The 25743-nt window shown below is 38.0% G+C and carries 25 protein-coding genes and 1 other annotated feature; of the genes, 1 reads left to right on the top strand and 24 read right to left on the bottom strand.

What is annotated here, in order from left to right; translation table 11 throughout:
* Window positions 1-88: 88 nt before the first annotated feature.
* The 5 genes from MWJ95_RS07175 to MWJ95_RS07155 all read right to left on the bottom strand — a co-directional run bounded on the left by MWJ95_RS07175 (window position 89) and on the right by MWJ95_RS07155 (window position 4566).
* Window positions 89-1000 (bottom strand): RluA family pseudouridine synthase, encoded by a 912-nt coding sequence (locus tag MWJ95_RS07175; protein WP_249104880.1) that lies wholly within the window; start codon window positions 998-1000, stop codon window positions 89-91.
* The gene (lspA, locus tag MWJ95_RS07170) at window positions 997-1476 is read right to left on the bottom strand and encodes a signal peptidase II (RefSeq protein WP_249073205.1); all 480 of its coding nucleotides are present in this window, start codon (window positions 1474-1476) and stop codon (window positions 997-999) included. The genes MWJ95_RS07175 and lspA overlap by 4 nt, the downstream gene beginning before the upstream one ends.
* Before the next feature lie 85 nt (window positions 1477-1561).
* Window positions 1562-1741 carry a hypothetical protein gene (locus MWJ95_RS07165; protein ID WP_249104933.1) on the bottom strand — a complete coding sequence of 60 codons (180 nt, stop codon included), beginning with the start codon at window positions 1739-1741 and terminating at the stop codon, window positions 1562-1564.
* An 894-nt stretch (window positions 1742-2635) separates the two neighbouring features.
* The gene (locus tag MWJ95_RS07160) at window positions 2636-4204 is read right to left on the bottom strand and encodes a sodium/solute symporter (RefSeq protein ID WP_249073208.1); all 1569 of its coding nucleotides are present in this window, start codon (window positions 4202-4204) and stop codon (window positions 2636-2638) included.
* A 26-nt stretch (window positions 4205-4230) separates the two neighbouring features.
* Window positions 4231-4566, bottom strand: a complete 336-nt coding sequence (locus MWJ95_RS07155) for a hypothetical protein (protein WP_249073209.1) — start codon at window positions 4564-4566, stop codon at window positions 4231-4233.
* Window positions 4567-4803: 237 nt separating this feature from the next.
* Between MWJ95_RS07155 and MWJ95_RS07150 the strand changes: the two genes are divergently transcribed.
* Window positions 4804-5982 (top strand): helix-turn-helix transcriptional regulator, encoded by a 1179-nt coding sequence (locus MWJ95_RS07150; RefSeq protein ID WP_249073210.1) that lies wholly within the window; start codon window positions 4804-4806, stop codon window positions 5980-5982.
* Between the two features lie 154 nt (window positions 5983-6136).
* Here MWJ95_RS07150 and ileS read toward each other — a convergent pair whose 3' ends face one another.
* From ileS to mraY, 19 genes are all read right to left on the bottom strand, one after another.
* Window positions 6137-8905: an isoleucine--tRNA ligase gene (ileS, locus tag MWJ95_RS07145; protein ID WP_249073211.1), complete on the bottom strand. Its 2769-nt coding sequence runs from the start codon at window positions 8903-8905 to the stop codon at window positions 6137-6139.
* A 236-nt stretch (window positions 8906-9141) separates the two neighbouring features.
* Window positions 9142-9361 (bottom strand) — a binding site (T-box leader).
* A gap of 162 nt (window positions 9362-9523) precedes the next feature.
* Window positions 9524-10048, bottom strand: a complete 525-nt coding sequence (locus MWJ95_RS07140) for a DivIVA domain-containing protein (RefSeq protein ID WP_249073212.1) — start codon at window positions 10046-10048, stop codon at window positions 9524-9526.
* A 95-nt stretch (window positions 10049-10143) separates the two neighbouring features.
* Window positions 10144-10932 (bottom strand): YlmH family RNA-binding protein, encoded by a 789-nt coding sequence (locus MWJ95_RS07135; protein WP_249073213.1) that lies wholly within the window; start codon window positions 10930-10932, stop codon window positions 10144-10146.
* Between the two features lie 231 nt (window positions 10933-11163).
* A complete protein-coding gene (locus tag MWJ95_RS07130) occupies window positions 11164-11445 on the bottom strand; it encodes a YggT family protein (RefSeq protein WP_249073214.1) in 282 nt (93 codons plus the stop codon).
* Window positions 11446-11465: 20 nt separating this feature from the next.
* Window positions 11466-11963 carry a cell division protein SepF gene (locus MWJ95_RS07125; protein ID WP_249104878.1) on the bottom strand — a complete coding sequence of 166 codons (498 nt, stop codon included), beginning with the start codon at window positions 11961-11963 and terminating at the stop codon, window positions 11466-11468.
* On the bottom strand, window positions 11947-12651 hold the full coding sequence (locus tag MWJ95_RS07120) for a YggS family pyridoxal phosphate-dependent enzyme (RefSeq protein ID WP_283164639.1): 705 nt from the start codon (window positions 12649-12651) through the stop codon (window positions 11947-11949). Before MWJ95_RS07120 ends, MWJ95_RS07125 begins: the two co-directional genes overlap by 17 nt.
* Window positions 12652-12788: 137 nt before the next feature.
* A complete protein-coding gene (locus MWJ95_RS07115) occupies window positions 12789-13025 on the bottom strand; it encodes a YlmC/YmxH family sporulation protein (protein WP_249073217.1) in 237 nt (78 codons plus the stop codon).
* Window positions 13026-13624: 599 nt separating this feature from the next.
* A complete protein-coding gene (gene sigG / locus MWJ95_RS07110; RefSeq protein ID WP_004227313.1) occupies window positions 13625-14398 on the bottom strand; it encodes an RNA polymerase sporulation sigma factor SigG in 774 nt (257 codons plus the stop codon).
* Between the two features lie 114 nt (window positions 14399-14512).
* On the bottom strand, window positions 14513-15220 hold the full coding sequence (sigE, locus tag MWJ95_RS07105; RefSeq protein ID WP_049668349.1) for an RNA polymerase sporulation sigma factor SigE: 708 nt from the start codon (window positions 15218-15220) through the stop codon (window positions 14513-14515).
* Between the two features lie 13 nt (window positions 15221-15233).
* Complete coding sequence (locus tag MWJ95_RS07100) at window positions 15234-16067, bottom strand: sigma-E processing peptidase SpoIIGA (RefSeq protein ID WP_249104876.1); 834 nt, start codon at window positions 16065-16067, stop codon at window positions 15234-15236.
* 516 nt (window positions 16068-16583) lie between these two features.
* Complete coding sequence (gene ftsZ / locus MWJ95_RS07095; RefSeq protein WP_249073219.1) at window positions 16584-17741, bottom strand: cell division protein FtsZ; 1158 nt, start codon at window positions 17739-17741, stop codon at window positions 16584-16586.
* 399 nt (window positions 17742-18140) lie between these two features.
* The gene (gene ftsA, locus MWJ95_RS07090; protein ID WP_249073220.1) at window positions 18141-19424 is read right to left on the bottom strand and encodes a cell division protein FtsA; all 1284 of its coding nucleotides are present in this window, start codon (window positions 19422-19424) and stop codon (window positions 18141-18143) included.
* Window positions 19425-19520: 96 nt separating this feature from the next.
* Entirely contained in the window at window positions 19521-19892 is a 372-nt protein-coding gene (locus MWJ95_RS07085) for a small basic family protein (protein WP_249073221.1), read from the bottom strand.
* Between the two features lie 3 nt (window positions 19893-19895).
* The gene (locus tag MWJ95_RS07080; protein WP_249104874.1) at window positions 19896-20615 is read right to left on the bottom strand and encodes a DUF881 domain-containing protein; all 720 of its coding nucleotides are present in this window, start codon (window positions 20613-20615) and stop codon (window positions 19896-19898) included.
* 114 nt (window positions 20616-20729) lie between these two features.
* Window positions 20730-21452 (bottom strand): DUF881 domain-containing protein, encoded by a 723-nt coding sequence (locus tag MWJ95_RS07075; protein ID WP_249073223.1) that lies wholly within the window; start codon window positions 21450-21452, stop codon window positions 20730-20732.
* Window positions 21436-22251: a cell division protein FtsQ/DivIB gene (locus MWJ95_RS07070; protein ID WP_249073224.1), complete on the bottom strand. Its 816-nt coding sequence runs from the start codon at window positions 22249-22251 to the stop codon at window positions 21436-21438. The genes MWJ95_RS07075 and MWJ95_RS07070 overlap by 17 nt, the downstream gene beginning before the upstream one ends.
* A 21-nt stretch (window positions 22252-22272) precedes the next feature.
* Complete coding sequence (gene ftsW / locus MWJ95_RS07065) at window positions 22273-23352, bottom strand: putative lipid II flippase FtsW (RefSeq protein WP_249104872.1); 1080 nt, start codon at window positions 23350-23352, stop codon at window positions 22273-22275.
* A gap of 40 nt (window positions 23353-23392) precedes the next feature.
* Window positions 23393-24742 carry a UDP-N-acetylmuramoyl-L-alanine--D-glutamate ligase gene (gene murD / locus MWJ95_RS07060; protein ID WP_249073226.1) on the bottom strand — a complete coding sequence of 450 codons (1350 nt, stop codon included), beginning with the start codon at window positions 24740-24742 and terminating at the stop codon, window positions 23393-23395.
* Window positions 24739-25713: a phospho-N-acetylmuramoyl-pentapeptide-transferase gene (gene mraY, locus MWJ95_RS07055; RefSeq protein WP_249073227.1), complete on the bottom strand. Its 975-nt coding sequence runs from the start codon at window positions 25711-25713 to the stop codon at window positions 24739-24741. The genes murD and mraY overlap by 4 nt, the downstream gene beginning before the upstream one ends.
* Window positions 25714-25743 lie beyond the last annotated feature (30 nt).

The raw sequence follows: 25743 nt of genomic DNA, 5'->3' as shown, positions 1-25743 counted from the left end.
CTCAGCCTCTCTGGACTGCCATTAAAGGTGAATATTTAGTTAAGTTGTTCATTCACTTTCGTTAGTATAGACCTTCTTTTCCTATACGTCAATGCCTATTTTTTAAATCAAGTAATAATTGTTCATAATCAGCAGGAATTGGCGCTTCAAACTGCAAATATTCACCTGATGTAGGATGATCAAAGCCTAATATACCCGCGTGTAATACTTGTCCACCAAAGTCTATTGTCTTTTTTGGTCCATATTTTGGGTCACCCACAAGTGGGAATCCAATATAATTCATATGGACACGAATTTGGTGAGTTCGGCCTGTTTCTAAACGACACTCTACTAGCGTATAATCACCAAAGCGTTCGATCACTTGGAAATGGGTTACTGCATGCTTACCTTTGTCGACAACTGCTTGTTTTTGACGATCTTTTTGATCTCGACCAATTGGTGCATCAATTGTACCCTTATCATGTGCAATATGCCCATGAACTAGTGCAGTATATTTACGAGTCACTGTTTTATTGACTAGCTGATTCACTAACGATTCATGCGCTGCATCATTTTTAGCAACCATTAATAACCCTGATGTATCTTTATCGATACGGTGAACTATTCCTGGTCGCATAACACCATTAATGCCTGATAAACCCTTACAATGATACATTAAGCCATTGACAAGTGTACCCGTCATATGCCCAGGTGCCGGATGGACAACCATGCCCTTTGGCTTATTCACAACAAGAACATCTTCATCTTCATAAACAATATCAAGATCTAAGTTTTCAGCAATAACATCTAATGGCTCTGCTTCGGGTACATCAATTTCTACAATATCCCCTACTTTTACCTTATACTTCGCCTTGACAGTCTCTCCATTTACTTTAATAATCCCCTCAGTAATCCAATTCCCGATCTGTGTTCGTGACCACTCTGATTGCACACCCGAAAGCGCCTTATCAATGCGCTCTCCCTGTTGTTGTTCTTCCATTGTATATGATACTTGCGTCATTGTTTCACCTGTTTCTTTCCTTTTTTCTCTTCAATGATTAAGCCAATCATTAATATCACTACAGCCATTGTTAAAGCAGAATCCGCAATATTAAAGATTGGGAAATCATAATTAATGACTGGAATTAAGACACTTACAAAATCGACCACTTCGCCTCTAAATATACGGTCAATAAAATTACCTACAGCTCCGCCTAATAAAAGCATCAAGCCTACTTGAAAAATAGGTTTACCCTTAGCTTCTTTATGATAAAAATATAGGATTGCACAAATAACGCCTATCGTGATAATGCTAAATAACCACATTTGGCCTTCTAGCATTCCCCATGCTGCTCCTCTATTTCGATGAGACAATATCCCAAACCACGGATCCCATACTGAAATTCGTTCACCAAACTCCATATTTTTCACAATTAGCCATTTTGTCCATTGATCTAAAATAACTACGAATACGGCCAATCCATAATATTTATACACAGACACTCCTCCGTTCGCTCAACATCTAACCTATTCTACCATAACAGCCCATCACAGAATAACTAATATAGCATGAAAATATGGATCAATACCATATTGTAGAGTTGATTTTTTGCTTCGATTTACCAGGGCTATCCACGATTTTGGCTGTTCTATCGACGACTTTAACGATTCTATCCACGACTTCAACTGCTGTATCCACGACTTTGACAATTCTATCCGTCACCTTGCCTCTTCTTTCCGTCGCTTTGGCTCTTCTATCCATCACTTCGGTTCTTCTTTCCGTCGCTTTGTCTTCTATCCGTCAATCTATCGGGGCTATCCACGACTTTGACGATTCTATCCACGACGTCAACTGCTCTATCCACGACTTTGACAATTCTATCCGTCACTTCGACTCTTCTTTCCGTCGCTTTGACCTTTCTATCCGTCACTTCGACTCTTCTTTCCGTCGCTTTGACCTTTCTATCCGTCTGCTTCGGCTCTTCTTTCCTTCGCTTTAGTCTTTCTTTCCGTCGCTTTGACTTCTTTCCGTCGCTTCGACCTTCCTATCCGTCGCTTTGGCCTATCTATCCGTCACTTCGGCTCTTCTTTCCGTTGCTTTGACTTTTATCCGTCAATCTACCGGGGCTATCCACGATTTCGGCTGTTCTATCCACGATTTTGGCTGTTCTATCCACGACTTTGACAATTCTATCCGTCGCTTTGAACTTTCAATCCGTCGCCTTGCCTCTTCTTTCCGTCGCTTTGGCTTCTATCCGTCGCCTTGGCTTCTATCCGTCGCCTTGGCTTTTCTTTCCGTCGCTTCGACTCTTCTTTCCATCGCTTTGTCTTCTATCCGTCGCTTTGGCCTTTCTATCCGTCATCTTGCCTCTTCTTTCCGTCGCTTTGACCTTTCTATCCTTCGCTTTGGCTTCTATCCGTCACCTTGGCTTTTCTTTTCGTCGCTTCGACTCTTCTTTCCGTCGCTTTGATCTTTCTATCCGTCGCTTTGACTTCTTTCCGTCGCCTTGGCTTTTCTATCCATCGCTTCGACTCTTCTTTCCGTCGCCCCGCTCTTTTTCCTGCCGTCAACTTCCCTTCAATTAAAAAAGCTATTGCCACTCACTTCATAAGGAATGGCAATAGCTTTTCATTTTTTATTCAATATTATACCGTTTTAGGCTGTTTCAGACTCTTTTGAATGTACACGCTTCATGAAATCATTGACATCAGCTGGTACTTTCCGATCTAATAATGAAACAATAACAACGGATAAGAAGCCTACAGGTACTGTGACGATGCCAGGGATTTTAAATTGTAAGAAGCTTGGTAATGTTCCTGGTAGAAAGATCATCCACATCGATACACCTAGACCAATGAGTAAACCTGCAATTGCTCCTTTTTCTGTCATTCCTCTCCACCAAATACCTAAAATAAATATTGGTGTAAATGTACTCGCCGCTACAGTAAAGGCAAGTGCCACTAAATGACCGATGGATGCATCTTTAACTAATAAGCCCAACGCTCCATATAAAATACCTAATAAAACAATGGCTACTTTCCCTGCAATCACTCGTTGTTTTTCTGTAATATCCTTTTTCATAACACTTGCATATAAATCATGGGCTAATGCACCTGAGCTTGTAATAAATAAGCCCGATAAATTTGAGAATATGGCTGCAAAAGCACCTGCTATGACAAGTCCAAGTAGCCATTTCCCTCCTAGTGCAAGTGCTGTTGTAGGAATAACCATATTGTTCCCACCAAGCACTAAATCACGCATGACTTCCTCACTTGCCGTACCCGAGATAAAAATAGAACGGCCTACAACACCTAAGTAAACAGCTAATAAGAAAAACGTACTAGCAATCCCAATCGCCATTAATGCTGATTTTCGAGCCGCCTTCGCACTTGGATTCGTATAAAATCTTAGTAAAATATGTGGCAAACCAATTGTCCCTAATGCTAAACCGATTGTCATACTGATAGTTTGCCAAAATGTTGGGAAATAAAAACCAGTTCCTGTCCAAGCAGCACCATCAAAATTAACATTATTTCCATCTAAAGCATATGGTGATGTTCCTGTAATAGGACCACTGAATGAATTAATAGCAGCTAAAATTTTATCGTAATGCAAACCACTATACATTGCTGCAATCAACATAACAACAAACGCTCCAAGTCGAATCCAAAGCTCTAAAGCTTGGTTGATTGTCGTTCCTTTCATACCGCCTATTCCTACATAGAAAACCATTACAACACACGTAAAGATAATCCCGAATTCATATGAAGTCCCGAAAAACATACTTAAAATTTGTGCCGCCCCTAATAATTGTGGCGCTGCATAAAAACCAGAGATCGCTAATACTACAGCTACTGCTACTAGCCGAGCTCGTCTACTATGAAAACGATAAGCTAAAAAATCGGCAACGGTAAATGCTCCAAAACGTCTTAACGGACCTGCCACAAAAATAGCTAGTAACGTCAATCCAATAGAGAAGCAAAATGCATAGTAAGCACCGTCATACCCTAATTGAAAAGTCAAACCAGCTATCCCAAGAAATGTTGCTGCACTTAAATAGTCTCCCCCAATTGCCGAACCATTTGTAAACCATCCAAAACTTCGTCCCCCAACAAAGAAATCGGATGCCGTTGCATTTCTTTTCGTTAAATACGTAATGTATACAATTGTCCCCATTAAAGCAATAGTCAATAACATCTTTGGTTCTAATAAAGCTTGCATCATTTTACATATCCCCCCTTAGCTAAAAACTACTTATTAAGTATTTCGTATTTCTTAAGGCGCTTTTCGTACAATGCTGTATGCACATAGGCAATAATAAAAGCCATTACCATCATCACTACGGTTGTCACAAACCATGTCACTGTCATACCACCTAAAATTTTTTTGAAAGCAAGCTCTGGGGCGAACCAGTTCATAACCGGAATGCTAAAAATTAAAATAAAATAAAATACCGTTAAACTAAAACCTGTAGTAAACTCATCTTTCATAATTTTGTTAGTAGTTGCATCTAGTGGTGGAAGATCCTTTACATCGATAGTTCCAGCTTCCACGTATTCATAATCATGACTCCCTACTTCTGCCATATTTCAACTCCCCCTTCCTGTATACGTAAATAATTGTCTGAAATTTCAAATTATTATTCACTACAATCATTCTATTCTATTTAATCTATAAAATAGTTACAAAATATTGCTGTATTAGTACAAAAAAATGCTATTTTAAGTTAAACTATTTTTATTATTTTCCATTTATCATAGAAAGGAGATGTTAGCATTTTAAATATTGTTTGGTACATTGAAAATTCAACTGAACAACAACAAATGGGCTACTGGATAGAAGAATACTTACCTAATACCTTTAATACCTGCGAAGAACCCCAAACAGAGATTTCCGCCATCATTGTCTATGAAATTAACCGTTTATTTGACTGGGTAAAGATAAACCGGTTAAAAAGAAATTATCCTAATAGTATAATTGTCCCTATTGTTGCAGAACACCTTACCTACTCAACTGGTATCGCCATTGAACTAAATTTAACTGCACTTCTTATAAAGCCTTTACAGAAAGCGAAATTTCTACGAATTGTTAAAAAGCTTTATACCTCCTATAAAGCAAAACAAGCAAGTACTCTTACAATGCTGGAGTTATCACAACAAATTTCGCAAGATCATACTTCGCCATTCCGAGAAGCTTTTTTAAAACGACTTATACGTGGAGAGGTTGAAAGCGAGCAGGAAATCATCCAGTCTTCCTCTTTTTTATCGAGGCATTGTATCCCAAATATCGTGTTTTTAATCCAGGGCTATATAGATGTGAATGAAGGTCGACCTTTCCCTCATGATGCAAGCAGTGTAATAACAAATGTGTTTCACCAAAACTTTACTAGTAAAGTACCTATTTCTTTTTTACATTTTGAACGTTATTTACTGTTGCTGATGCGCATTCCTAATGAATACACATCATTTAAGCATTGGTCTGAGGGGGTAACTTGTTTACTTGAGGTTATTGAAACGTTAAAAAAAGATTATTGCATCCACCTTTTTATGGGGGTTGGAGGCGTTTTTCAGGACGCTATGCAAGTCAAGGAATCCTATAGCCAAGCTCGAAAGGCACGGCGGAAACCTCCTGTTCATAATGTCCATATACGATTTTATGAGGATTTAACAAAGCAAGAACAGCTCCAGAAAGCTATCCAATATATCGAGGAGCACTATAATGAACAACTTACGATCCGTGACGTTGCCAAATATAGCAATTTTAGTGCTACTCATTTTAGCAGATTGTTTAAAAAAGAAATTGGTCGCAATTTTGTTGATTATGTAGCCTTTACACGCATCATCAAATCACTACCTTATTTGCGAAAATACGATTACACCATTGAAAAGATCTCCTTCATCTGCGGCTTCAACACACCTAATTATTTCAGCCTTACGTTTAAGAAATATGTCGGTATATCTCCAACTGACTACCGCAATACGCGGGAAATATTATTTAAATAGTGCCGTCAAATTTCTGATGAAATTGCTCCATTACAAAAAAGAATCTGCTAGACCTCTGATGAAAAGTAAACAACGCAAGCCCCCATCATCAAGGAGACTTGCGTTATTAATTACATAGAATGCAGATTCTTATTTTTATACCTGTTTGTCTATATTAAGCGTAATACTTTTCTACAACTTCTGCACAACGCGCACACACTGTTGCATGTGCTTCATTTGAACCGACTGTTTCAGAAATAGACCAGCAACGCTCACATTTTTCACCTGTTGCTTTTTCGACAACAATCGAAGCATGTTCTAGAACTAATGCGTCTGCAGGTGCAGCTTCAATTGAAGCCACTTCAAAGGCAGAAACAATTGAAAGCTGTGCAAAATCAATGCTTGCATCATTTAATAATGCTGCCACATCTTCTTTTGCATAAACTGTCACTTTTGCTTCAAGTGATTTACCGATTGTTTTTGCATTACGAGCTTCCTCTAATGCTTTTAAAATATCATCACGAACATCAATAATTTTCTCCCATTTTGCTCGTAGACTTTCGAAGTTTTCGTGTTCATCTACTTCTGGGAAGTCTGTTAATTGTACAGATACCTCTTCTACAACACCTTGAGCATGTAAGTAAGACCACATCTCGTCGCTTGTATGAGGGATAATAGGTGACATTACTTTTACTAATGTCATCAATGTGTCATAAATAACTGTTTGCATTGCACGGCGATCTTTATTGTCATGACCTTCGATGTACACAACATCTTTTGCAATATCTAAATAGAATGAAGATAGTTCTACTGCTACAAAGTTATTGACAGCATGGTAAACAGCTGCAAAATCATAGCGATCATATGCGGCACGTACAGTTTTTAAAACATCCTGCAAGCGCATATAAACGTACTGATCCATTTCACGAAGATCCTCGTAGGCTACACGATCTTTCGTTACATCGAAATCAGCTACATTTCCGTGTAAGAAACGGAATGTGTTACGGATTTTTCGATAAACCTCAGATACCTGCTTCAACATATCCATTGAGATACGAACGTCAGCTGTATAATCTACAGAAGCTACCCATAAACGAAGAATATCTGCTCCGTATTGGTCCATAACCTTTTTCGGGATAATGACATTCCCTAAAGATTTACTCATTTTACGCCCTTCACCATCTAGAACGAAACCATGCGTTAATAGTCCTTTATATGGTGCATAGCCATTAATAGCTACAGAAGTGATTAATGATGAGTTAAACCATCCACGGTGTTGGTCAGAACCCTCTAAATATAGATCAGCTGGATACTTCATACCACGTTCTACTAACACACCTTGGTGAGAAGAACCTGAGTCAAACCAAACGTCCATAATATCGTTTTCTTTTGTAAATTCACCGTTCGGGCTAGCAGGGTGTGTGAAGCCTTCAGGTAATAATTCTTTAGCTGTTTTTTGGAACCAAATATTTGATCCATGTTCACGGAATAAAGCTGAGATATGGGCAATTGTTTCTGGTGTAATAATTGGCTCACCATTTTCAGCATAGAAAATTGGAATTGGCACACCCCATGCACGCTGACGTGAAATTACCCAGTCTCCACGGTCACGAATCATATTATAAAGACGAGTTTCACCCCAAGCAGGTGTAAATGTTGTTGATTTTACAGCCGCTAGTAGCTCATCACGGAATGCATCTACTGACGCAAACCATTGTGGTGTTGCACGATAAATAACTGGTTTTTTCGTACGCCAGTCATGTGGATACGAGTGTGTAAAGAAGTTAAGCTTTTCTAAAGCGCCTACTTCTTTTAATTTTTCAGTGACCAATTTGTTTGCATCATTGTAGAATATACCTTCAAAACCAGGCGCTTCATCTGTATAACAGCCGCTATTATCAACAGGGCTAAGAATTGGTAGGCCATATTGTTTACTAATATAATAATCGTCTTCCCCGTGACCTGGTGCTGTATGCACACAGCCAGTACCCGCTTCGGCAGTTACGTGTTCTCCAATCATTACAAGAGATTCACGGTCATAGAATGGATGCTGTGCAACAACTCGGTCTAATGCTTCACCTTTAACTTCTTGAATAACTTCATACGCTTCCCATTCAAGTTCGTTAGCAACTGTTTCTAATAATTCTTTCGCGATGATGAATTTTTTATCGGCAACTGCCACAACGACATAGATAAATTCAGGGTTTACAGAAATCCCTAAGTTTGCTGGGATCGTCCAAGGTGTTGTTGTCCAAATGATCATTTTAGCGTCTGCTGGGACAACACCTTTAGCATCTTTTAGTGCAAAGCTTACATAAATAGAAGCCGATTTAACATCTTTATATTCAATCTCAGCTTCTGCAAGTGCAGATTCAGATGATGGAGACCAATAAACTGGTTTTAAACCTTTATAAATATAGCCTTTTTCTGCCATCTTTCCGAATACTTCAATTTGACGTGCTTCAAATTCAGGCTTTAATGTAATATATGGATTTTCCCAATCACCACGAACACCTAAACGGCGGAATTGTGTACGTTGGTTGTCAATTTGCTCGTAAGCATATTCTTCACATAATTTACGGAATTCGGCAACAGACATTTCTTTGCGCTTTACGCCTTTGTTCGTAAGTGCTTGCTCAATTGGTAAACCATGTGTATCCCAGCCTGGAATATAGTTTACATGGTAGCCCGTCATAGAGCGATGACGCGTAATCATATCTTTCAGCACTTTATTTAAAGCATGACCGATATGGATATCACCATTTGCATATGGAGGTCCATCGTGTAATACATACTCGGGGCGTCCTTCTGTACGCTCCATCTGTAATTTATTAATGTCCATTTCATTCCATTTTTCTTGCATCTTCGGTTCATTCGCCGGTAAGTTTCCACGCATTGGGAAATCTGTTTTAGGCATTAATAAAGTATCTTTGTACTCAACCATTTTTCAATTCCTCCTTTATGTTTACAAACAAAGAACAAATGCAGCACATGGGCGCTCATACACAATCGACAGTATCTCAAGGAATCGCCCAGCCGGAACGGAAATCAACTTATATACATGGCATTCGTTTTGTGAAATGTCATCGTTAAGTTCTAGTTATCGGCAAAATCAACAAGTTTTAACAACGGAAGTATACGTTCAAATATTGGAGAACATAAAAAAGCCTCTCAATCCCTCAAAGGGACGAGAAGCTTATACTCGCGGTACCACCCTAATTGTAGCACAAAATTGCACTACCACTTAAAGCACGTTAACGTTGTGCATCACGAAATAACTTACTACATTCAGTTATTTAGCTCAGAAGTGATGTTCATTGTTATTTGCTTGTTTGGGCTCGCACTATCCCCAAATCGCTTAACTACGCCTAACAAATACTGTCTTCGTCTCTGCCTGTTTGCATATCTGTTCAAATTAATTACTATTTCAATAGTATATGAAAATCAAACAATCACGTCAAGTTTCGATGTTTACACATATAGTGAATCAATCATGCCTCCGCATAATGAAATCAGCATTGTACTTGCACCAAGCCTGACGCTACTTATTCGCTGAAAGAAATTACACTTGATCGGCTTCTTGTGCTTCTTCAACTGATGCTTGAATTTCAGTAAGGTCAATATCGTATTGTAGCAAATGATCCCAATCGTCTGCATTTAGTAAATCCAGTTGTGCCTCTACAAGCATTTTAAAACGATTACGGAATACCTTTGATTGCTTTTTCAGCTCATCAATTTCAATTGTTACTTTTCGAGCCTTTGTTAAAGCTTCATTGATAATACGGTCAGCATTTTTTTCTGCTTCCTTTACAATGAGTTTAGCCTCTTTTTGAGAATTTCTTCGTACTTCGTCAGCTGCCTCTTGTGCAACAACAATTGATTTTTGTAACGTTTCCTCTAATGAGTTAAAATGTCTCGCTTGTTCTAAGGACATTTCTAGTTGTTTGTCTACTTCCTTTTTTTCACGTAACAAAATTTCATAGTCTTTTATAATTTGATCTAAAAATTCGTTGACTTCATCTTCAGCATAACCTCTGAAAGATTTAGTAAACTCCTTATTATGTATATCAATAGGTGATAACGGCATACGATCCTTCTCTCCTTTACATGTACATTCGTAATTTTTATTATACAATCATTCCAAGAACTTAGCAGTAAAAATTAATGAAATATACTTGATTTTTAGCTTTTTTGGGTCAATCGACCGATTTGTAAACGAATTTTATCTTTTTTTGTACGGCCTTCAGTCAGTATGATTTTTATGCGACCGCTTCCGCGTACAGATAAAATATCGCCTTCTTGTAATTCAAAAGCGACTGCATCCCGTTCAGTCCAATTGACACGTACCTTTTTACCTGTAATGAATGCTTGCGCTTTCTGACGAGAAATTTTTAAAACCGTGGAAATAATAACATCTAAACGCATAGAAGTAACAGTATGAGACTCTTCTAGCCACTCTTCCTCGTTTTGTAGCAAAGGCTCCGTCTCTTTAATCGATTCTACATGTACTTTTACTTTGCCTATGCCTGTTAAATGTAAGCGTACATATTCCGCTACCTCATTCGCTACTACAAATTGTACTAAATGGTCATTTACACGAATATCACCGAATTTCCCACGATCCAACCCTAAAGATAATAAAGCTCCAAGGACATCTGGATGTCGTAATTGGACAAATTTCACAGGATATTGAATTGTAAATACTGTAAGCTGAAAGTCTTCCTCCACAGGCTCAAAATAGGTTGGATAAATAAGCACACGTTGTCTTTCTGCCTCATCAAAGAGCCCAGCACTAGCCGTTTTCAATGTGTCATTCTGTCCGATTATTGATGCAACAATAAAGCGCTGTCGAGGGTCTAAAAAATCAGTAAGCTTAGGAGCATATCGATCCTCTACCTCATGCTGCCAGCCCACAACCTGTTCGATAAAAGGCTGCTCGTCTTTTCTAAAATGCTGTATTAAATGCTCCATTTCATTCACCTCTATTATCTCTCTTTTACTAGTTCAATTTCATTGGTATTTTAAGGATTATTCAAAATAGGCTCGTAGGGTAGATTTCCATTCTGGCTGGGCGCTGATGAGCCGCTTCACTCGCTCCATATGCATTCATGCCAAAGTTGGATTTGCTTTACCTTTCCCTATTCACGCTAAATTTAGTATTCCCGATAAATAAAAAATCCCCACCGTTCGTGAGGATTTCTTTTAAAGCAACATCTCGTATATTTTTAAAATAACAATAAATAACCCTTTTTGAATATAATTAAGGAGAAATATTGCTACGATAGGTGAAATATCAATCATGCCGATTGGCGGAATAAATTTTCTGAAAATCCCGAGATAAGGTTCGCAAACTTTTGCTAACATTCGTCCAACTGATGAATTTTGGATAGCAGGTACCCAAGACATTAAAACATATGCGACTAACATTAGTGAGTAAACATAAAATGCTATTGACACATACTTCAAGATTAAATAAAAAGTCATATAAACTACAATCCTCGCTATTAATTATCGTCTAAAATAAAATTCGAAATTTCTCCAGACACTTCTACATTATCAGGTGTGCATAGGAAAATGTCTTTACCAATTCTTTGAATATCTCCGCCAAGTGCATAGACTGTACCACTCAAAAAATCAATAATTCTTACACCTTGCTCTCGATCAATACGTTGTAAATTGACGATCGTAGCGCGTTTATTTTTTAAGTGTTCTGCAATATCCTGTGCTTCGGCATATACTCTTGGCTCAACTAATACAACTTTTGCGCCTTTAGAATTCATTGCTGCCTGCAAGCTTACAATGTTGTTTGTAGGTGCTGCACTCTGTGGAAATATTTCCTGAACTGGAGCCTTGCGCTCCTTTACAACTTTTTTCGGCTTCACAGATTGAATCTGTTGCTGTTGTTGTACGGGTTGTTGCTGTTGAATAGGAGCTTGCGTGATTTCTTCTTCTATTTCTTCCTCAAGATAAAAGAAATTTTTAATTTTATTTTTCATGCTCATCCAATTCCCCTCTTTCAATTCCAACAAGAGCCGTTCCAACTCGAACAAACGTAGCCCCTTCTTCGACCGCAATTTCAAAGTCATTAGACATGCCCATTGATAACTCGGTACAAGGTGCGTGTGCGAATCCTTGCTCGGCTATTTGCTGTTGACATTGTTTTAATTGCTTAAAAACAGAACGAATAATTGTATCCTCATCTGTATTTGGTGCCATTGTCATTAAACCAACAACTTGAATTTTTGTAAAATTCTTTAATGATTCAATAAATGGCAGAACTTCCTCAATCGATAAACCATGTTTGGAGTCTTCACCTGATACATTAACTTGTACAAAACATTTAACAGGTTTGTCTGCTCTTTTTTCAATTTCTTGTGCTAAACTTAAACGATCTAATGAATGTAAATAATCGATACTGTTAATAACTTGTTTTACCTTGCGTGTTTGTAAAGATCCGATATAATGCCAATGAACATCAGCTTGAATCGCCTCTACTTTACGATTTAAACCTTCAGGGCGGTTTTCCCCTAAATGCATAAGCCCTGCATCAATTGCTTCTTGTGTTCTTTCTACAGAAACTTCTTTTGTCACTGCAATAATTTGGATTTTTTCTGTTTCACGATTTGCTCGTTTTTTTGCTGTTTGTATAAGATCATTAATTTTCTTTAAATTTGTTAAGATTTTTGTCAATGTTTTTCCCAACTTTACAACAATAGTTTCTTTTATTGTAACAAGCAATGCTTGAATTATCAATGAATAGCCTGACCTATGTGAAAGTACATTTCACCTTACCAATGCTTTAAACTAATACATAAAAATTTCCCTCTTTAAGATAGTGCTTTTACTAAAATGACATCTTTTCCAACTACAAGTACATCCTTCATATACACTTTCCTAACAGATTCTTCTCCGCGAAAAAAGCCTAGATATTTACGAGGCTCCGCAATCATAAAAGCCGTTACATAGCCTGTTTCATTGGATACCTCTGCATCTACCACAAATCCTAAAAAGCGTCCATTACCTGCTTCAATCACTTCTTTTTGTTGTAACATTGAGAAACGCATTTTATCCCTCCTAAATCAATTACTCTCAACATCGTTTTATCTCAACAAACTATGTTCTCTCTTTATATTTATGTGTTTATGGTGGTTTAAATGAAAATGAAATGATCAAGTCAATGTTGTAAAACTGTCATAGTTAAATTTAATTTGGCTCTTTGGCAAAACGTGTGGTTGATTTCTCGTTCCTCTATCGCAAATCCTCGAGGAGTCGCCTAACCTCCACTCCACTCAACTTATCCGCATGACATACGTCTTAACAACAGGACATCCAATTTTTTAATTTGAGCGGGACCTTTTCAGGAGTTATCGCCCAACTTTTAATTTTTATCTACCAACTTTTACGTTTTATCTACCAACTTCTGAATTTTATCGACCAACTTTCACGTTTTATCACCTAACTTTTAATTTTTATCGACATCCACCTTCCGAAGAGCAAAAAGGATTCACACACAAAATTGTGCGTGAACCCCTTTACTTTATCAAATAGTGTTCATTCTAATTGCACAAATTGAAGTGGAAGGCTGCTTGACGCTCGCCCACAGGAAAGCAGTCATTTTGTTATAAATAAAATGCGCACCCCAGAATTCGGATGCGCATGTTTTTTACTTATAATCTTTCTGCATTGTTTCAATAGCGTTTTTTTCTAGACGTGAAATTTGCGCTTGAGAAATCCCCAACTCTTTCGCAATTTCTGTTTGTGTCTCACCGTAATAAAAACGCTTTGCAACAATCATTTGTTGACGTTCATCTAACTTTTGCAAACTTTCCTTTACTGACACGTAGGCAACCCATTGATCTTCCGATACATCATCATCACGTAATTGGTCCATCATATAAACAGCGTCACCGCCGTCTGAATAAATGGGCTCCTGTAAGGAAACTGGGTCTTGAATGGCATCTAAAGCAAATAAAACATCTTCCTTTTTCATGTCAATCATTTCAGCAATTTCTTCAATCGTTGGTTCTCGTAAATTATCGGTTATCCATTGCTCCTTTGCCTGCATCGCTTTATAGGCAATATCTCTTAGAGAACGAGAAACACGCAATGCATGATGATCACGCAGATGGCGACGAATTTCACCAATGATCATCGGTACAGCATATGTTGAAAATCGTACATTATGCTTTAAATCAAAATGATCAATGGCTTTCATGAGGCCAATACAGCCTACCTGAAATAAATCATCTGCCTGTTCACCCCTGTAGGCAAATCTACCGACAATACTAAGCACTAACCTTAAATTGCACATGACAAGCTCTTCCCTAATCTCAGTTTCTCCAGCTTGTAAACGAATGAATAGTTCCTTCATTTCCTCGTGCTTTAAAATTGGCAAAGTCGATGTATCTAAGCCGCAAAGATCTACTTTAGTTCGCATATTCGATTCCTCCGGATGTTATTCTCTGACTAAACCGTTACATCAGTTTGTCCGAGAGATACGAGAATATGCACAAAAGCTACGACCAATTTTAGGCAGGTTAAATTTCCCTCTCTAAGATATTGGCTGATTTAGATTTTCACGTAAATCTTGAATAATTTTCTTCTCTAATCGGGAAATATATGATTGCGAAATGCCTAAATGGTCAGCAACTTCTTTTTGAGTCATTTCTATTTTTCCATTGAGACCAAAGCGACATTCCATAATATATCTTTCACGCGCACCTAGTAAATTGATGGCATGAAACATATGTTGACGCTCGATTTTCTTTTCTACATTGTCCAAAATAATATGCTCTTCCGTTCCTAAAATATCAGACAATAACAATTCATTTCCATCTGCATCGGAGTTTAATGGTTCATCTAATGAAACTTCACCCTTCATGCGACTTGTTTTACGTAAATGCATCAAAATTTCATTTTCAATACAACGTGATGCATATGTGGCAAGTTTAATATTTTTATCTGTATTGAACGTTTCAATCGCCTTTATTAAACCGATAGAGCCAATACTGATTAAATCCTCAATCGGCGTACCCGTATTATCAAAACGTCTAGCAATATAAACAACAAGACGCAAATTACGTTCAATGAGTGTATCTCTAGCTCGTAAATCACCATTCATAAAGGATGCAATGACTGTAACTTCTTCTTCTCGACTTAGTGGCACTGGCAATGAATCATTTCCCCCTATATAGTACGTTTCACGACTCCGAAACTTACTCCAAAATTTTTTCAAGCTAGCAAGTAGCCTAAGAAGCAATAGTTCTCCCCCTCTATGAGTTATTTGAAAGCGCTGAAAAATGTAAAATTGCTGCTGTGCTATGCGGAAAATTTTTAGCCTTTTTTGTTAAAACGATATATTCATTCGTTTTCACTTGTGAGTGCTCCCCTTTTATATGCCACTCATCAAAGCGGAAACCTAGTACAACCGATTGCTGTTGCACTGTATTGACATGAATAAATCGAATGTAACGCTGATAATCTTCTGAAAACATGGATACATTATACGGATCAGTTTCTTGCCATTCTAATAATGATTTGCAAAATGCTGCCGGTAAATGCGAACGCAATGCTGCATAAGAGACAAAGTGAACAGGTTTTCCTGATAGTGGCTCAATCGCTTGATTCCCCGTATCTACGAATGCAGAAAGCGGTATCTTTACATCAAAAATTTTTAGCGTTGTATCAAACACAAACTGGCCACTTAAACGCTCAAGCTTTACAAATCCCCATTGCTTATAAAAAACAAGAAGATTACCAACAGCTAGTAGTAGGCAAATAATTATAAAATGGATAACAGAAAGATTTTTTAAAAACGGTTGTAATGCTGTTAACAATCCTCCAATAACGATTGTTGCTGTTAAAGCAATCGGTCCTTGCTTTTGAAAGCTCCGAATCTTGAAGCGAAAAGCTAACCCGATTAGTAAGATAAAACTCAGTAGCGTCGTCAACAGCATTTGATCACCAATTACAGCTACAAAACTACTACAAATAGAACTCATTAATAATCTAGTGTTCTTTACTAAAACCCCTGTTACTTTTGCCGTAAACGTGAGTATCGCTAGATTGAAAAGTGTATTAATGAGCACCAGCCATTCTCCATACATAACAGCCGCCTCCTACTTACAAAGTTAGCATGTAACTCCCACAAATATTGTCAAACAATCGCATCATTTTATTAAAATGTTTTGACAAAATACATCCTTTCCTTACACATTTGAACATAATAAATTTTTAAGACGCTGAAAATAATCAAAGGAATTTTTATGAATGTTACAGCGCTTTAATGAAGATGCTTTCTGCTCCAGACTACTCGTTTTCCTGGGTGAGCGAGCATCGAACCGCTTCTTCCATTGTGTTGTTGCTGTCGCTTCATTAACAACTCACTTTCGCACAGAAAACATTTGTTGTTGAAGTTTCTTTTTATCACTTATCACTTTAAATTTGAGAGTGCCCTGTCCGAAGATACATTCTATGTAAAGTGGTTGATTGGAGTGGAGACTGGGCGACTCCTCGGGGATTAGCGATAGGGGAACGAAGGCTAAGAGCAGTTTTCAACAACATAAAAAGCTCGTATTTCACATAATGTAAAATACGAGCTTTTTAGAAGGTTAGATGTTGACTTATCCGCGATTTTTACGGTTACGTAAAAATGCTGGTACCTCAAGCATATCATCCTGTACATAATTTTGTTGATTTTGACGTGGTTGTTCTTGCTGTACATGCACATCTTGACGTTGCTCACGAATTGGAGCTTGTTGTTGCTGTGAAGCTTGTCTATTTGTATTTAACGTCGGACGTGAAGTATTACGCTGTTGCTGTAGAGCTTCCTCTGAGAAACCAGTCGCAATTACTGTCACAATAATTTCATCTTTTAGATTTTCGTTAATAACAGAACCGAAAATCATATTTACTTCTTCATCTGATGCTGATGCTACAATATCCGCAGCCTCTTGTACTTCAAACAAGCTAAGATTTGAGCCACCAGTAATATTCATAAGGACACCTTTAGCACCATCAATTGATGATTCAAGCAGTGGACTTGAAATAGCTTTTTTAGCTGCTTCTGCAGCGCGGTTTTCACCTGTAGCAATACCAATACCCATTAACGCTGAACCTTTATTAGACATAATTGTTTTTACGTCTGCAAAGTCTAAGTTAATAAGACCTGGCGTTGCAATTAAATCTGAAATACCTTGTACACCTTGTCGTAAAACATTATCTGCTTCACGGAATGCTTCTAGCATTGGCGTAGATTTATCGACAATTTGTAATAGCTTGTCGTTTGGAATAACGATTAAAGTATCAACAGACTCCTTCATGCCACCAATACCGCCGATAGCTTGTGTTTGTCGTTTGCGACCTTCAAACGTAAATGGACGCGTTACAACACCGACTGTAAGAGATCCTAAATCGCGAGCTATTTGTGCGATTACTGGTGCAGCACCAGTACCAGTTCCTCCACCCATTCCAGCTGTAACGAATACCATATCTGCACCACGTAGAACCTCTTCTAATTGTTCACGGCTCTCTTCTGCAGCTTTTTTCCCTACTTCCGGATTTGCACCTGCACCTAATCCACGTGTAAGTTTCGTACCAATTTGTAGCTTTATTTCTGCCTTCGATAAATTTAGTGCCTGTGCATCCGTATTAACTGCGATAAAGTCAACACCTTGAACACCATGTTCTATCATTCGATTGACAGCGTTGTTACCGCCGCCACCAACACCAATAACTTTTATTACTGCAAGTTGATCAACACTTGTATCAAATTCTAACATTTCTTTTTCCTCCCACGGTAACTCGACTCTGTATCATTCATTACGCATTCAAGATCAATTATGCCTCGGTATAATTGCGTCCGGAATCGGCTTTGTGCTTAGGCCTGCACGAGGGCCGACACGATGTCGGTCATTTCGGTAATGCCACAGGACGTGGCGTTTTTACCGATGCAGGTCAGTTAGCCGTTATCGCATGGATGCGATTGTTTTAGGCTAACATCCCCTAAGAACTCCTTTCCGATTCCGTGACATCCGCCGGAGGCATTAACTTCTTTCAGCAGGTTTTTGGACATCTGCTGAAAAGTAGCTCAAATCCGCATTCATTTCACCACCTAAAGAGGTGGTGACTGCTGTACCTGTCGCTACGCTTTCGGTACAAAGGACATTTGCTGAAAGAAGTTAATCAAAAAATTTATCAAATAATTTTTTTGCTCTTCCGATTACGCTTCCTTTTGATTCTGAAGGTGCAGCATATTCTTGCTTTTTAGGTGTGGCTGCAGGAGATCCTACAACTGCATATTCAATAGGCTGCGTATTAGTACTTTTTCCATAAAAATCATCTTCTAAATAGGCGTAACGAATAAGTCCAACTGCCGTCGTAAATGAAGGCTCTCTAACGCCAATATAGTCGGGTGTATATATTCTAACACGAGTTTGCAGAATCTGGCGTGCCAGCTGAGCAATACCTTCAAGCTTTGCAACGCCGCCTGTCAAAACAACACCGCCCGGTAAATCTCTAACTCCTAGACGGGCTAACTCGTCGATGACTAACTCAAATAATTCTTCCAAACGAGCGCCAATTATTTCTGATATAAAGCGCTGGCTGTACTGATCTGTTGAATCTGTCCCTACAACCGGTACTTCGAAGAGTTCATCATCTGATGCATCATCATAATAGGCATGTCCAAATTGATGTTTAATCTGTTCTGCCTGTTCTGTTGGTGTTTTTAAGACGATTGAAATATCTTTCGTGATATGATCGCCACCAACTGGAATGACACCCGTATGTGTCAACAGTCCCTCTTCGAATACTGTGATAGTAGTTGAACCGCCTCCTAAATCAATGAAAGCGGTACCTTGGTTTTTTTCATCCTCGGTTAATGCAAAAAAACCTGCTGCTAATGGTTGTAAATAGATTTCCCGAATACTTAGACCTGCACGTTCTACACAACGTAGAACATTGTGTAAAAGTGTTTTGGAAGTTGTGATCATTGTGGCATCCATTTCTAAACGAATACCAATCATACCTCGTGGATCTTTGATTTCGTCTAGATTATCCACAATAAATTGTCTTGGAATAATATTTACTAATTCACGTTCAGGAGGTATTGACATGACTTGTGCAGATTCTACTACTCTATCTAAATCATCATCTGTAATTTCTCTATTTTCGCTATTTACAGCGACAACACCTTTAACTAGCTGTAACATCGTCTGGTTAGCAGGAACACCTAAAACGACTTCATTAATTTGATATCCTGTCATTCGCTCAGCTTGATCTATTGCTTTTCGAATCGATTGGACTGTTGCATCAATATCAACAATCGCACCTTTTCGAACTCCATTCGATTTTACATTTCCGACTCCAATTACATGTAATTGACCGTCGCTCATTTCACCTATTAATACCTTGATAGAGGATGACCCAATATCAAGAGAAATATATAAATCTTGCTGATTCAATTAGCTGCACCTCCTTGAAAAAATGCTCTTATTCTCATTCTATTGTAAATTCGGCCTAATGTCTAAGCAAATCGAGTATTTTGCTCAATTTTTCTCTCATTCTATGGAATTTTTGTTCCTTTTATGACGTTTCTCATCTATTCGAGTTAGTAAAATACGCCTAATTATTGCTATATTTTGGAACAAACGTACTCCAAAAGCGAAAATAGCAGCTAAATACAAATCAATCCCTAAATACACACCTAAAAAGGCTAATCCCGCTGCCAAAGCTATATTAAAAAAGAAGCCTGATACAAATACTTTATCGTCATAAACTTGCTGTAATTGAGCACGAATACCGCCAAATAAAGTATCTAAGGCTGCTAAAACAGCTATTGACAGATAATTTTCATATATAGAGGGTATTTGTATATTTGTTAACAAGCCTAGGGCAAGTCCAAATATCAAACCTAAAAATGGTAGCCACATATATTATTCTCCTTTTTCCACCTCTGTTAAATAATCATTTGTCAATGGCTTATCAAATGCTGGGAGTGTTAAATGCTCAGTTGGTTCTTCTATCATTAAATTGAAGTTGTCCAAATAAAAGGAATCAATAAATGTAGAAGCTTGTAACGAGTTGTACATTTTTTGAGCTTCCTTAAAAGAGCTTGTCCCAACATAAATTTCAAAGGGTGGTGAGGACAGTGGTACACTGTTCACTGTTGTTTTTCCATTTATGTCTCGAATAGCTGTCGTCTGAACAACACGATTTCCATCTATCGAGACACTCGCTGCATTGTTTTTAAACAGAGCATTTAGTAATTGAGTTAGTAAATCAGGGGATATTTCTTTAATCTCATAACCCATTTCAACTAATTCGGGTGCTGGTTCAACACGAAGTATAACTCCTGGACCTGTGATTTCCGTTAGCCCGGCCTGTAGCTTTAAACGATTCAACGTTTCATTTAATGCTGACTGTAAATTTGCTTTCTCAGATTGCTCATAGCGACCCACTACTTCATTAAGTGAACGAATTTCTGCTAATAATGCGGAATGCCTTTGCTTCTCTTCTGCTAATTCCTCTCTTATGGCCCAAATATCTCGTGTATCTCGCTCAGCTGGTTGCTTTATGGTATTGTATTGTACCGCTATCATCAAACCGATAATAAATAGCACGATCGTTATTCGGGTAAACATATTTTTTTTCAAAATAGCCCCTCCTAGACGTATCGTAACCCCTCACAGATTTACGCCTTAGATCTTGAATCATCATCTATAACCTACCTAAAGGCTATAATCAAATTTAATCTGTAAATATTGACTTTAACTTTCTACCTTTACTTTCGGCATGGAAAGCTTTTGATTTTCTTCTAAAGATACAACAATATTGTCGTTTAATAATTGATCCACAACGCCACCATTTAAGTTTAAGGAAGCTATTAATGTGGCTGAATCTCCCACAGCTTCTATGACGAATGGAGCTGGATGTTGCTTGCCATCTATAGTAATGACTGGCCCATTACAACGGATATAAGAATTCGCCAATACACGTTGCCCATTAATAGCAATTGCTTGCGCACCAGAAATTTTAAGCTCATTGAGCATTTTAAAAACATGGCTTTCATGCACGATATAATCATTTGGATTTGCGGATTTTGGATCGTAATCACCGTCTTGAAGGGTAATGCGTATCCCTTTTCCTTCCGAATTTAAATCGCCTAACAACAAGCGTAAATCCTCTGCTTCTTCAACAAGCTTTGTATAATCCTTTTTACTAGCGACAAACGATTTTTCATACTTGCGAATTTTTTCTTGCAAAGCATTCGCCTCATCTGTTAATTCTTTATTACGTTCTTGCTGTGCAATTAACTCCTCACGATAAGTTTCTTCTTGCTCGAAAAGCTCCTTATTCGCCGAACCTGCTTCTCGATTATCTTTTGCCAGGTTGTATGAATAACCGATGATAAATCCCATAACGACACAAACAATTAGCAACTGAAATTGTTTTCTTGAAAAGAAATTTTCTTTGCTATTCTTTTTCTTCATCTTTTTTCACTTCCTGGTTGGCCGCATCTTTATCTAAATCAATTTTTGCATGGTTATACTCATTATTGAAAGGACGATAATACGAGCCGACCTCTAAATCGATAACCCCTTTCTCCAAATTTGAAATTTGGGCCACAAGTGAAGGGTAAAGATTTAGCTTTTCTGCTAAAGTTTGAATAACAGCTCGAACTTCATAGCCATCGTTCATATAAAGCTGGATTGCATTAGGATTTGTTTCATTACTGTTAGTATTGACTTGAGAAATTAATGCTAGTACTTCTGGTTTTAATTGTGCTAATTGCTTTACAAGCTTTTTAATTGTCTTTTCGCCAGTTATGCCGATAAATACAGGTGCATCAATCGGAATATCATCTCCGGCTTGTTCAAAGCGCTTACCATTTTCAAGCAATGGATAATAAGTACCGTCACCAGCTATATACGCAACCTTTTTCCATTCTTTAATTTCTATTGTCACACCTCGAAGCCAATTACGTTTAACATGTGCTTCTTTCACCCATTTATCCTTTAGTAATAATTTCTCTACGTCTTCTGCTTTAAATCCCCACATCGACTTCCCAGTTGCAAGAGAGCTTGCCTTCAAATAATATTGTTCTTCTGCTAATCGAGCACCGTTGACCGTTATGTTGTTGATTTTACTGTAAGGAGATTGAAAATAAAGGAGTACTGCTAACACGATAAAGAAAAGTAATATTAGCACTATAAATTTCCGGTTTGTACGCTTTTTTCGTCGCTTTTTTAGCGTAGGTATGCGATCTTCTATGTCGATTACTTTCTCCAAAAAAGTACTCCTCCTTTATATTTATTTCGCTAATTGATAAATAATACCTATTATTAGCCACATTGTTACTAAAGATGTTCCTCCATAGCTGATAAAAGGCAATGTGACGCCTGTTACAGGAACTAAGCCAATTACTACTGCTATATTTAGAAATGCTTGTACGGTCAGCATTGTTACGAGTCCAATGATCGCGTAATAGGATGTTCTCGTTTTAGCCCGCACGGCAAATTTATAGCCTGCATAAATCACCAGTACAAAAAGTGCTAAAATAACAAGTCCACCAAGCAATCCAACCTCTTCAAGAATGATTGCGTAAATAAAGTCATTTTGTGGTTCAGGTAAATATAAAAACTTTTGCCTACTTTGTCCAAATCCATGGCCGAAAATTCCAGCAGGTCCGATAGCCATTAGCGATTGTACAGCCTGAAACCCACTTCCTAAAGGATCGACCCACGGATCAATAAATGCCTCAATCCGCTTTAGTCTGTATGGCGCTGTGACAATCAAGCCTACTAACCCAGCAACCCCAGCAATCAAAAAAATTGCATACAGTTTTAAAGGATACCCTGCCACAAAAAACAATAAGAACACAGAAACAACAAGAATAAAAACAGAACCAAAATCAGGCTGTAGCATAATTAGTACAACAGGCAATAATAAAATCAATCCATGCCGCCAGTTAATAATTGACGTACCTGTTTTATGCTGCGCTAAAATATGGCTCATGTATACAATGACTGTAATTTTCGTTAGCTCTGCTGGCTGAATTGTTAAAGGGCCTACGCCAATCCAGCTTTGAGAACCATTTCGCACAAGTCCAATTCCTGGTATAAGGACAAGGACTAGTAAAACTAACGAAAATATATAGGCCATTTTCCAAAAGGACTGCTCTTTCAAAATAGTTAATCGCGTAGTGATTAAAAAAACTACAATGGCTACGGCAAAGTATAGACTTTGCTTCATATAAAACGGCATCTTTCCACTATAATGAACGGCACTCCAATAGGTACCTGCAGAATAGACGAAAATAATGCCGATTATAGTGAGCATCAAAGTTGTGACGAGCAATAAATAGCTTTCTTTTCCTCTCAGTAATGCCATCCTTCCAAGTCAAGTATATTCTAAAATAGTTACAGGCTCATTACAGCTTCATTACAGCATCAATAAAAACATCGCCTCGTATTTCAAAGCTGTCATATTGATCCCAGCTTGCACATGCTGGAGATAATAGAATGACATCACCTTCTGCTGACATCGGCGCCGCATAATGTACTGCATCCTCAACATTTTGAGCAATGACAGTTTGTTGTACACCGCACGACTTCGCAAATTCAACAAAGCGTAGTCCTGTTTCTCCAAAGGCAACAACACCTTTTACATGTCCCATACTCGGACGTAATTCTTCAAACGAATGTCCTCGATCTAAACCACCTGCAAGTAAAATAACAGGTGCTTGGAATGCATCTAACGCACTTTTTGTAGCTAAGCAGTTTGTTGCTTTTGAGTCATTGTAAATCTTGCGTCCGTTCCATTCACGCACGAACTGAGTACGGTGGCGAACTCCTCCAAACTTCGCTAAAACTTCTTCCATTTTAGCTTTGTCACAGCCAACTAAAATACAAGCTGCGACAGCTGCTAAAATATTTTCTAAGTTATGCTTACCAGGCAAAGCGATATTTGCTCGATTTAGATACGGCTCACCTTGCCAATAAATTGTTGTGTCATCAGCACTAATTCCTTCATCCGTACGTCCGTTAGAACTAAATGGTACCTTTTTAGCTTTTGATTTCGTTGCATAGTCAACAACTATCGGCTGATCAGCATTGTAGATAAAATAATCGCTTTCATCTTGATTACGTGTAACACCAAATTTTGCCTCAGCATAGTTGTCAAACGTCCCATGATAATCAAGATGCGCATCAAAAAGATTTGTTAATATAGCAATTTTCGGTTTGAATGATTCTGTACCCATTAATTGAAAAGATGATAATTCGGTAACAATTACATTATCCTTTTGTGCTTCCCTTGCAACACCGCATGCAACAGTTCCTATATTCCCTGCAATTAAAGGTTCCAAACTACCGTTATTAAGCATGTCGAAAATTAATGTTGTCGTAGTTGTTTTACCGTTTGACCCCGTAATACCGATAAACGGCGCTTCACTAATTAAATAAGCAAGTTCAATTTCTGTCCAAACGGGGATTCCGCGGCTTATTGCATCCGCTACTATTTTATTGCTATAAGGAATCCCTGGATTTTTCACTACTAATTCAAAGCCCTCATCTAGTAAATCCTCTGGGTGACGTCCACAAATAACCGTAATTCCTTTTTGCAATAAACCTTGTGCATCAGGGCTTTCATCAAATGGTTTTGAATCATTCACAGTCACAAAGGCACCAAGCTCATGTAAAATCTCAGCTGCAGCCACACCACTTTTAGCTAAACCTAAAACAAGGACTTTTTTATGTTGTAAATCTGAAAAGTTTCTCATAAGAACGCCTCCGATAAAACTGCAATCAATGCTACTGCTAAAGCAGTTGACCAAAAGACAAGTACTACCTTCCATTCTGACCAACCAGATAATTCAAAATGATGATGAATAGGACTCATTTTAAAAATACGTTTTTTACGAAGTTTGAAGCTACCTACCTGTAAAATAACGGATAATGTTTCAATTACAAACACCAATCCAATTAATAACAGTAAGAATTCTGCTTTTTCTAAAACAGAGACCATGGCTAAAGCTCCACCTAATGCAAGTGAACCCGTATCTCCCATAAATATTTTTGCTGGATTCGCATTAAAAAGTAAAAACCCTAATAATGCACCTGTTACCGCAAATGTAAATAAGGCGATATCCGCTTGATCTTGGAACAGAGCAATAACACCAAATGCTGCAAAGGCAATAGATGCAGTACCTGCCACAAGCCCATCTAATCCGTCTGTTAAATTCACTGCATTCGAGAAGCCCACTAACCAGAAAATTAAAAAGGCTACATAGAAAATGCCAAGATCAATCGTCCAATCTGTAAATGGTATTGCAAGTGTTGTGTCAAACGATCCTACATGTAATAAGAAATAGGCCAAGACCGCAATGACAATTTGACCGATCAGTTTCTGAAGCGATGTTAATCCTAAATTACGTTTAAAAACAACTTTTAAGCTATCGTCCAATAAGCCGATTAACCCAAACCCTACTAATACGATTAACAGTACGACGGTTTGTGTTGTAAATAAATCTAAAAAGCTACCTACACCAACAGTAGTGAGGATAATGGCAAGTAAGAAAATAATGCCCCCCATTGTTGGTGTACCAGCTTTTTTCATATGGGATTGTGGTCCCTCTTCACGAATACTTTGACCGAACTTTAATCGGCGAAGAAGTGGAATACTAATTGGTGCCAGGATAACTGTTACTATAAAAGCAAGAGCTAAAATGGTAAGCGTTGTTGCGAGTTTCATTGAAAAATCTCCTTTAAATCTTGTTTCACT

The organism is Lysinibacillus sp. Bpr_S20 (assembly GCF_023337835.1).
Lineage (GTDB): Bacteria > Bacillota > Bacilli > Bacillales_A > Planococcaceae > Lysinibacillus.
This window is presented reverse-complemented; position numbering and strand designations above follow the sequence as displayed.

Bases quoted from the DNA above. Each gene is read 5' to 3' on its own strand.
- MWJ95_RS07175 (WP_249104880.1), bottom strand. From the start codon at position 1,000: ATGACGCAAGTATCATATACAATGGAAGAACAACAACAGGGAGAGCGC.
- MWJ95_RS07165 (WP_249104933.1), bottom strand. From the start codon at position 1,741: ATGGATAGAAGAGCCAAAGCGACGGAAAGAAGAGGCAAGGTGACGGAT.
- MWJ95_RS07160 (WP_249073208.1), bottom strand. From the start codon at position 4,204: ATGATGCAAGCTTTATTAGAACCAAAGATGTTATTGACTATTGCTTTA.
- MWJ95_RS07155 (WP_249073209.1), bottom strand. From the start codon at position 4,566: ATGGCAGAAGTAGGGAGTCATGATTATGAATACGTGGAAGCTGGAACT.
- MWJ95_RS07150 (WP_249073210.1), top strand. From the start codon at position 4,804: ATGGGCTACTGGATAGAAGAATACTTACCTAATACCTTTAATACCTGC.
- ileS (WP_249073211.1), bottom strand. From the start codon at position 8,905: ATGGTTGAGTACAAAGATACTTTATTAATGCCTAAAACAGATTTCCCA.
- MWJ95_RS07140 (WP_249073212.1), bottom strand. From the start codon at position 10,048: ATGCCGTTATCACCTATTGATATACATAATAAGGAGTTTACTAAATCT.
- MWJ95_RS07135 (WP_249073213.1), bottom strand. From the start codon at position 10,932: ATGGAGCATTTAATACAGCATTTTAGAAAAGACGAGCAGCCTTTTATC.
- MWJ95_RS07130 (WP_249073214.1), bottom strand. From the start codon at position 11,445: ATGACTTTTTATTTAATCTTGAAGTATGTGTCAATAGCATTTTATGTT.
- MWJ95_RS07125 (WP_249104878.1), bottom strand. From the start codon at position 11,963: ATGAGCATGAAAAATAAAATTAAAAATTTCTTTTATCTTGAGGAAGAA.
- MWJ95_RS07115 (WP_249073217.1), bottom strand. From the start codon at position 13,025: ATGCGTTTCTCAATGTTACAACAAAAAGAAGTGATTGAAGCAGGTAAT.
- sigG (WP_004227313.1), bottom strand. From the start codon at position 14,398: ATGCGAACTAAAGTAGATCTTTGCGGCTTAGATACATCGACTTTGCCA.
- MWJ95_RS07100 (WP_249104876.1), bottom strand. From the start codon at position 16,067: ATGTATGGAGAATGGCTGGTGCTCATTAATACACTTTTCAATCTAGCG.
- ftsZ (WP_249073219.1), bottom strand. From the start codon at position 17,741: ATGTTAGAATTTGATACAAGTGTTGATCAACTTGCAGTAATAAAAGTT.
- MWJ95_RS07085 (WP_249073221.1), bottom strand. From the start codon at position 19,892: ATGTGGCTACCATTTTTAGGTTTGATATTTGGACTTGCCCTAGGCTTG.
- MWJ95_RS07075 (WP_249073223.1), bottom strand. From the start codon at position 21,452: ATGAAGAAAAAGAATAGCAAAGAAAATTTCTTTTCAAGAAAACAATTT.
- ftsW (WP_249104872.1), bottom strand. From the start codon at position 23,352: ATGGCATTACTGAGAGGAAAAGAAAGCTATTTATTGCTCGTCACAACT.
- murD (WP_249073226.1), bottom strand. From the start codon at position 24,742: ATGAGAAACTTTTCAGATTTACAACATAAAAAAGTCCTTGTTTTAGGT.
- mraY (WP_249073227.1), bottom strand. From the start codon at position 25,713: ATGAAACTCGCAACAACGCTTACCATTTTAGCTCTTGCTTTTATAGTA.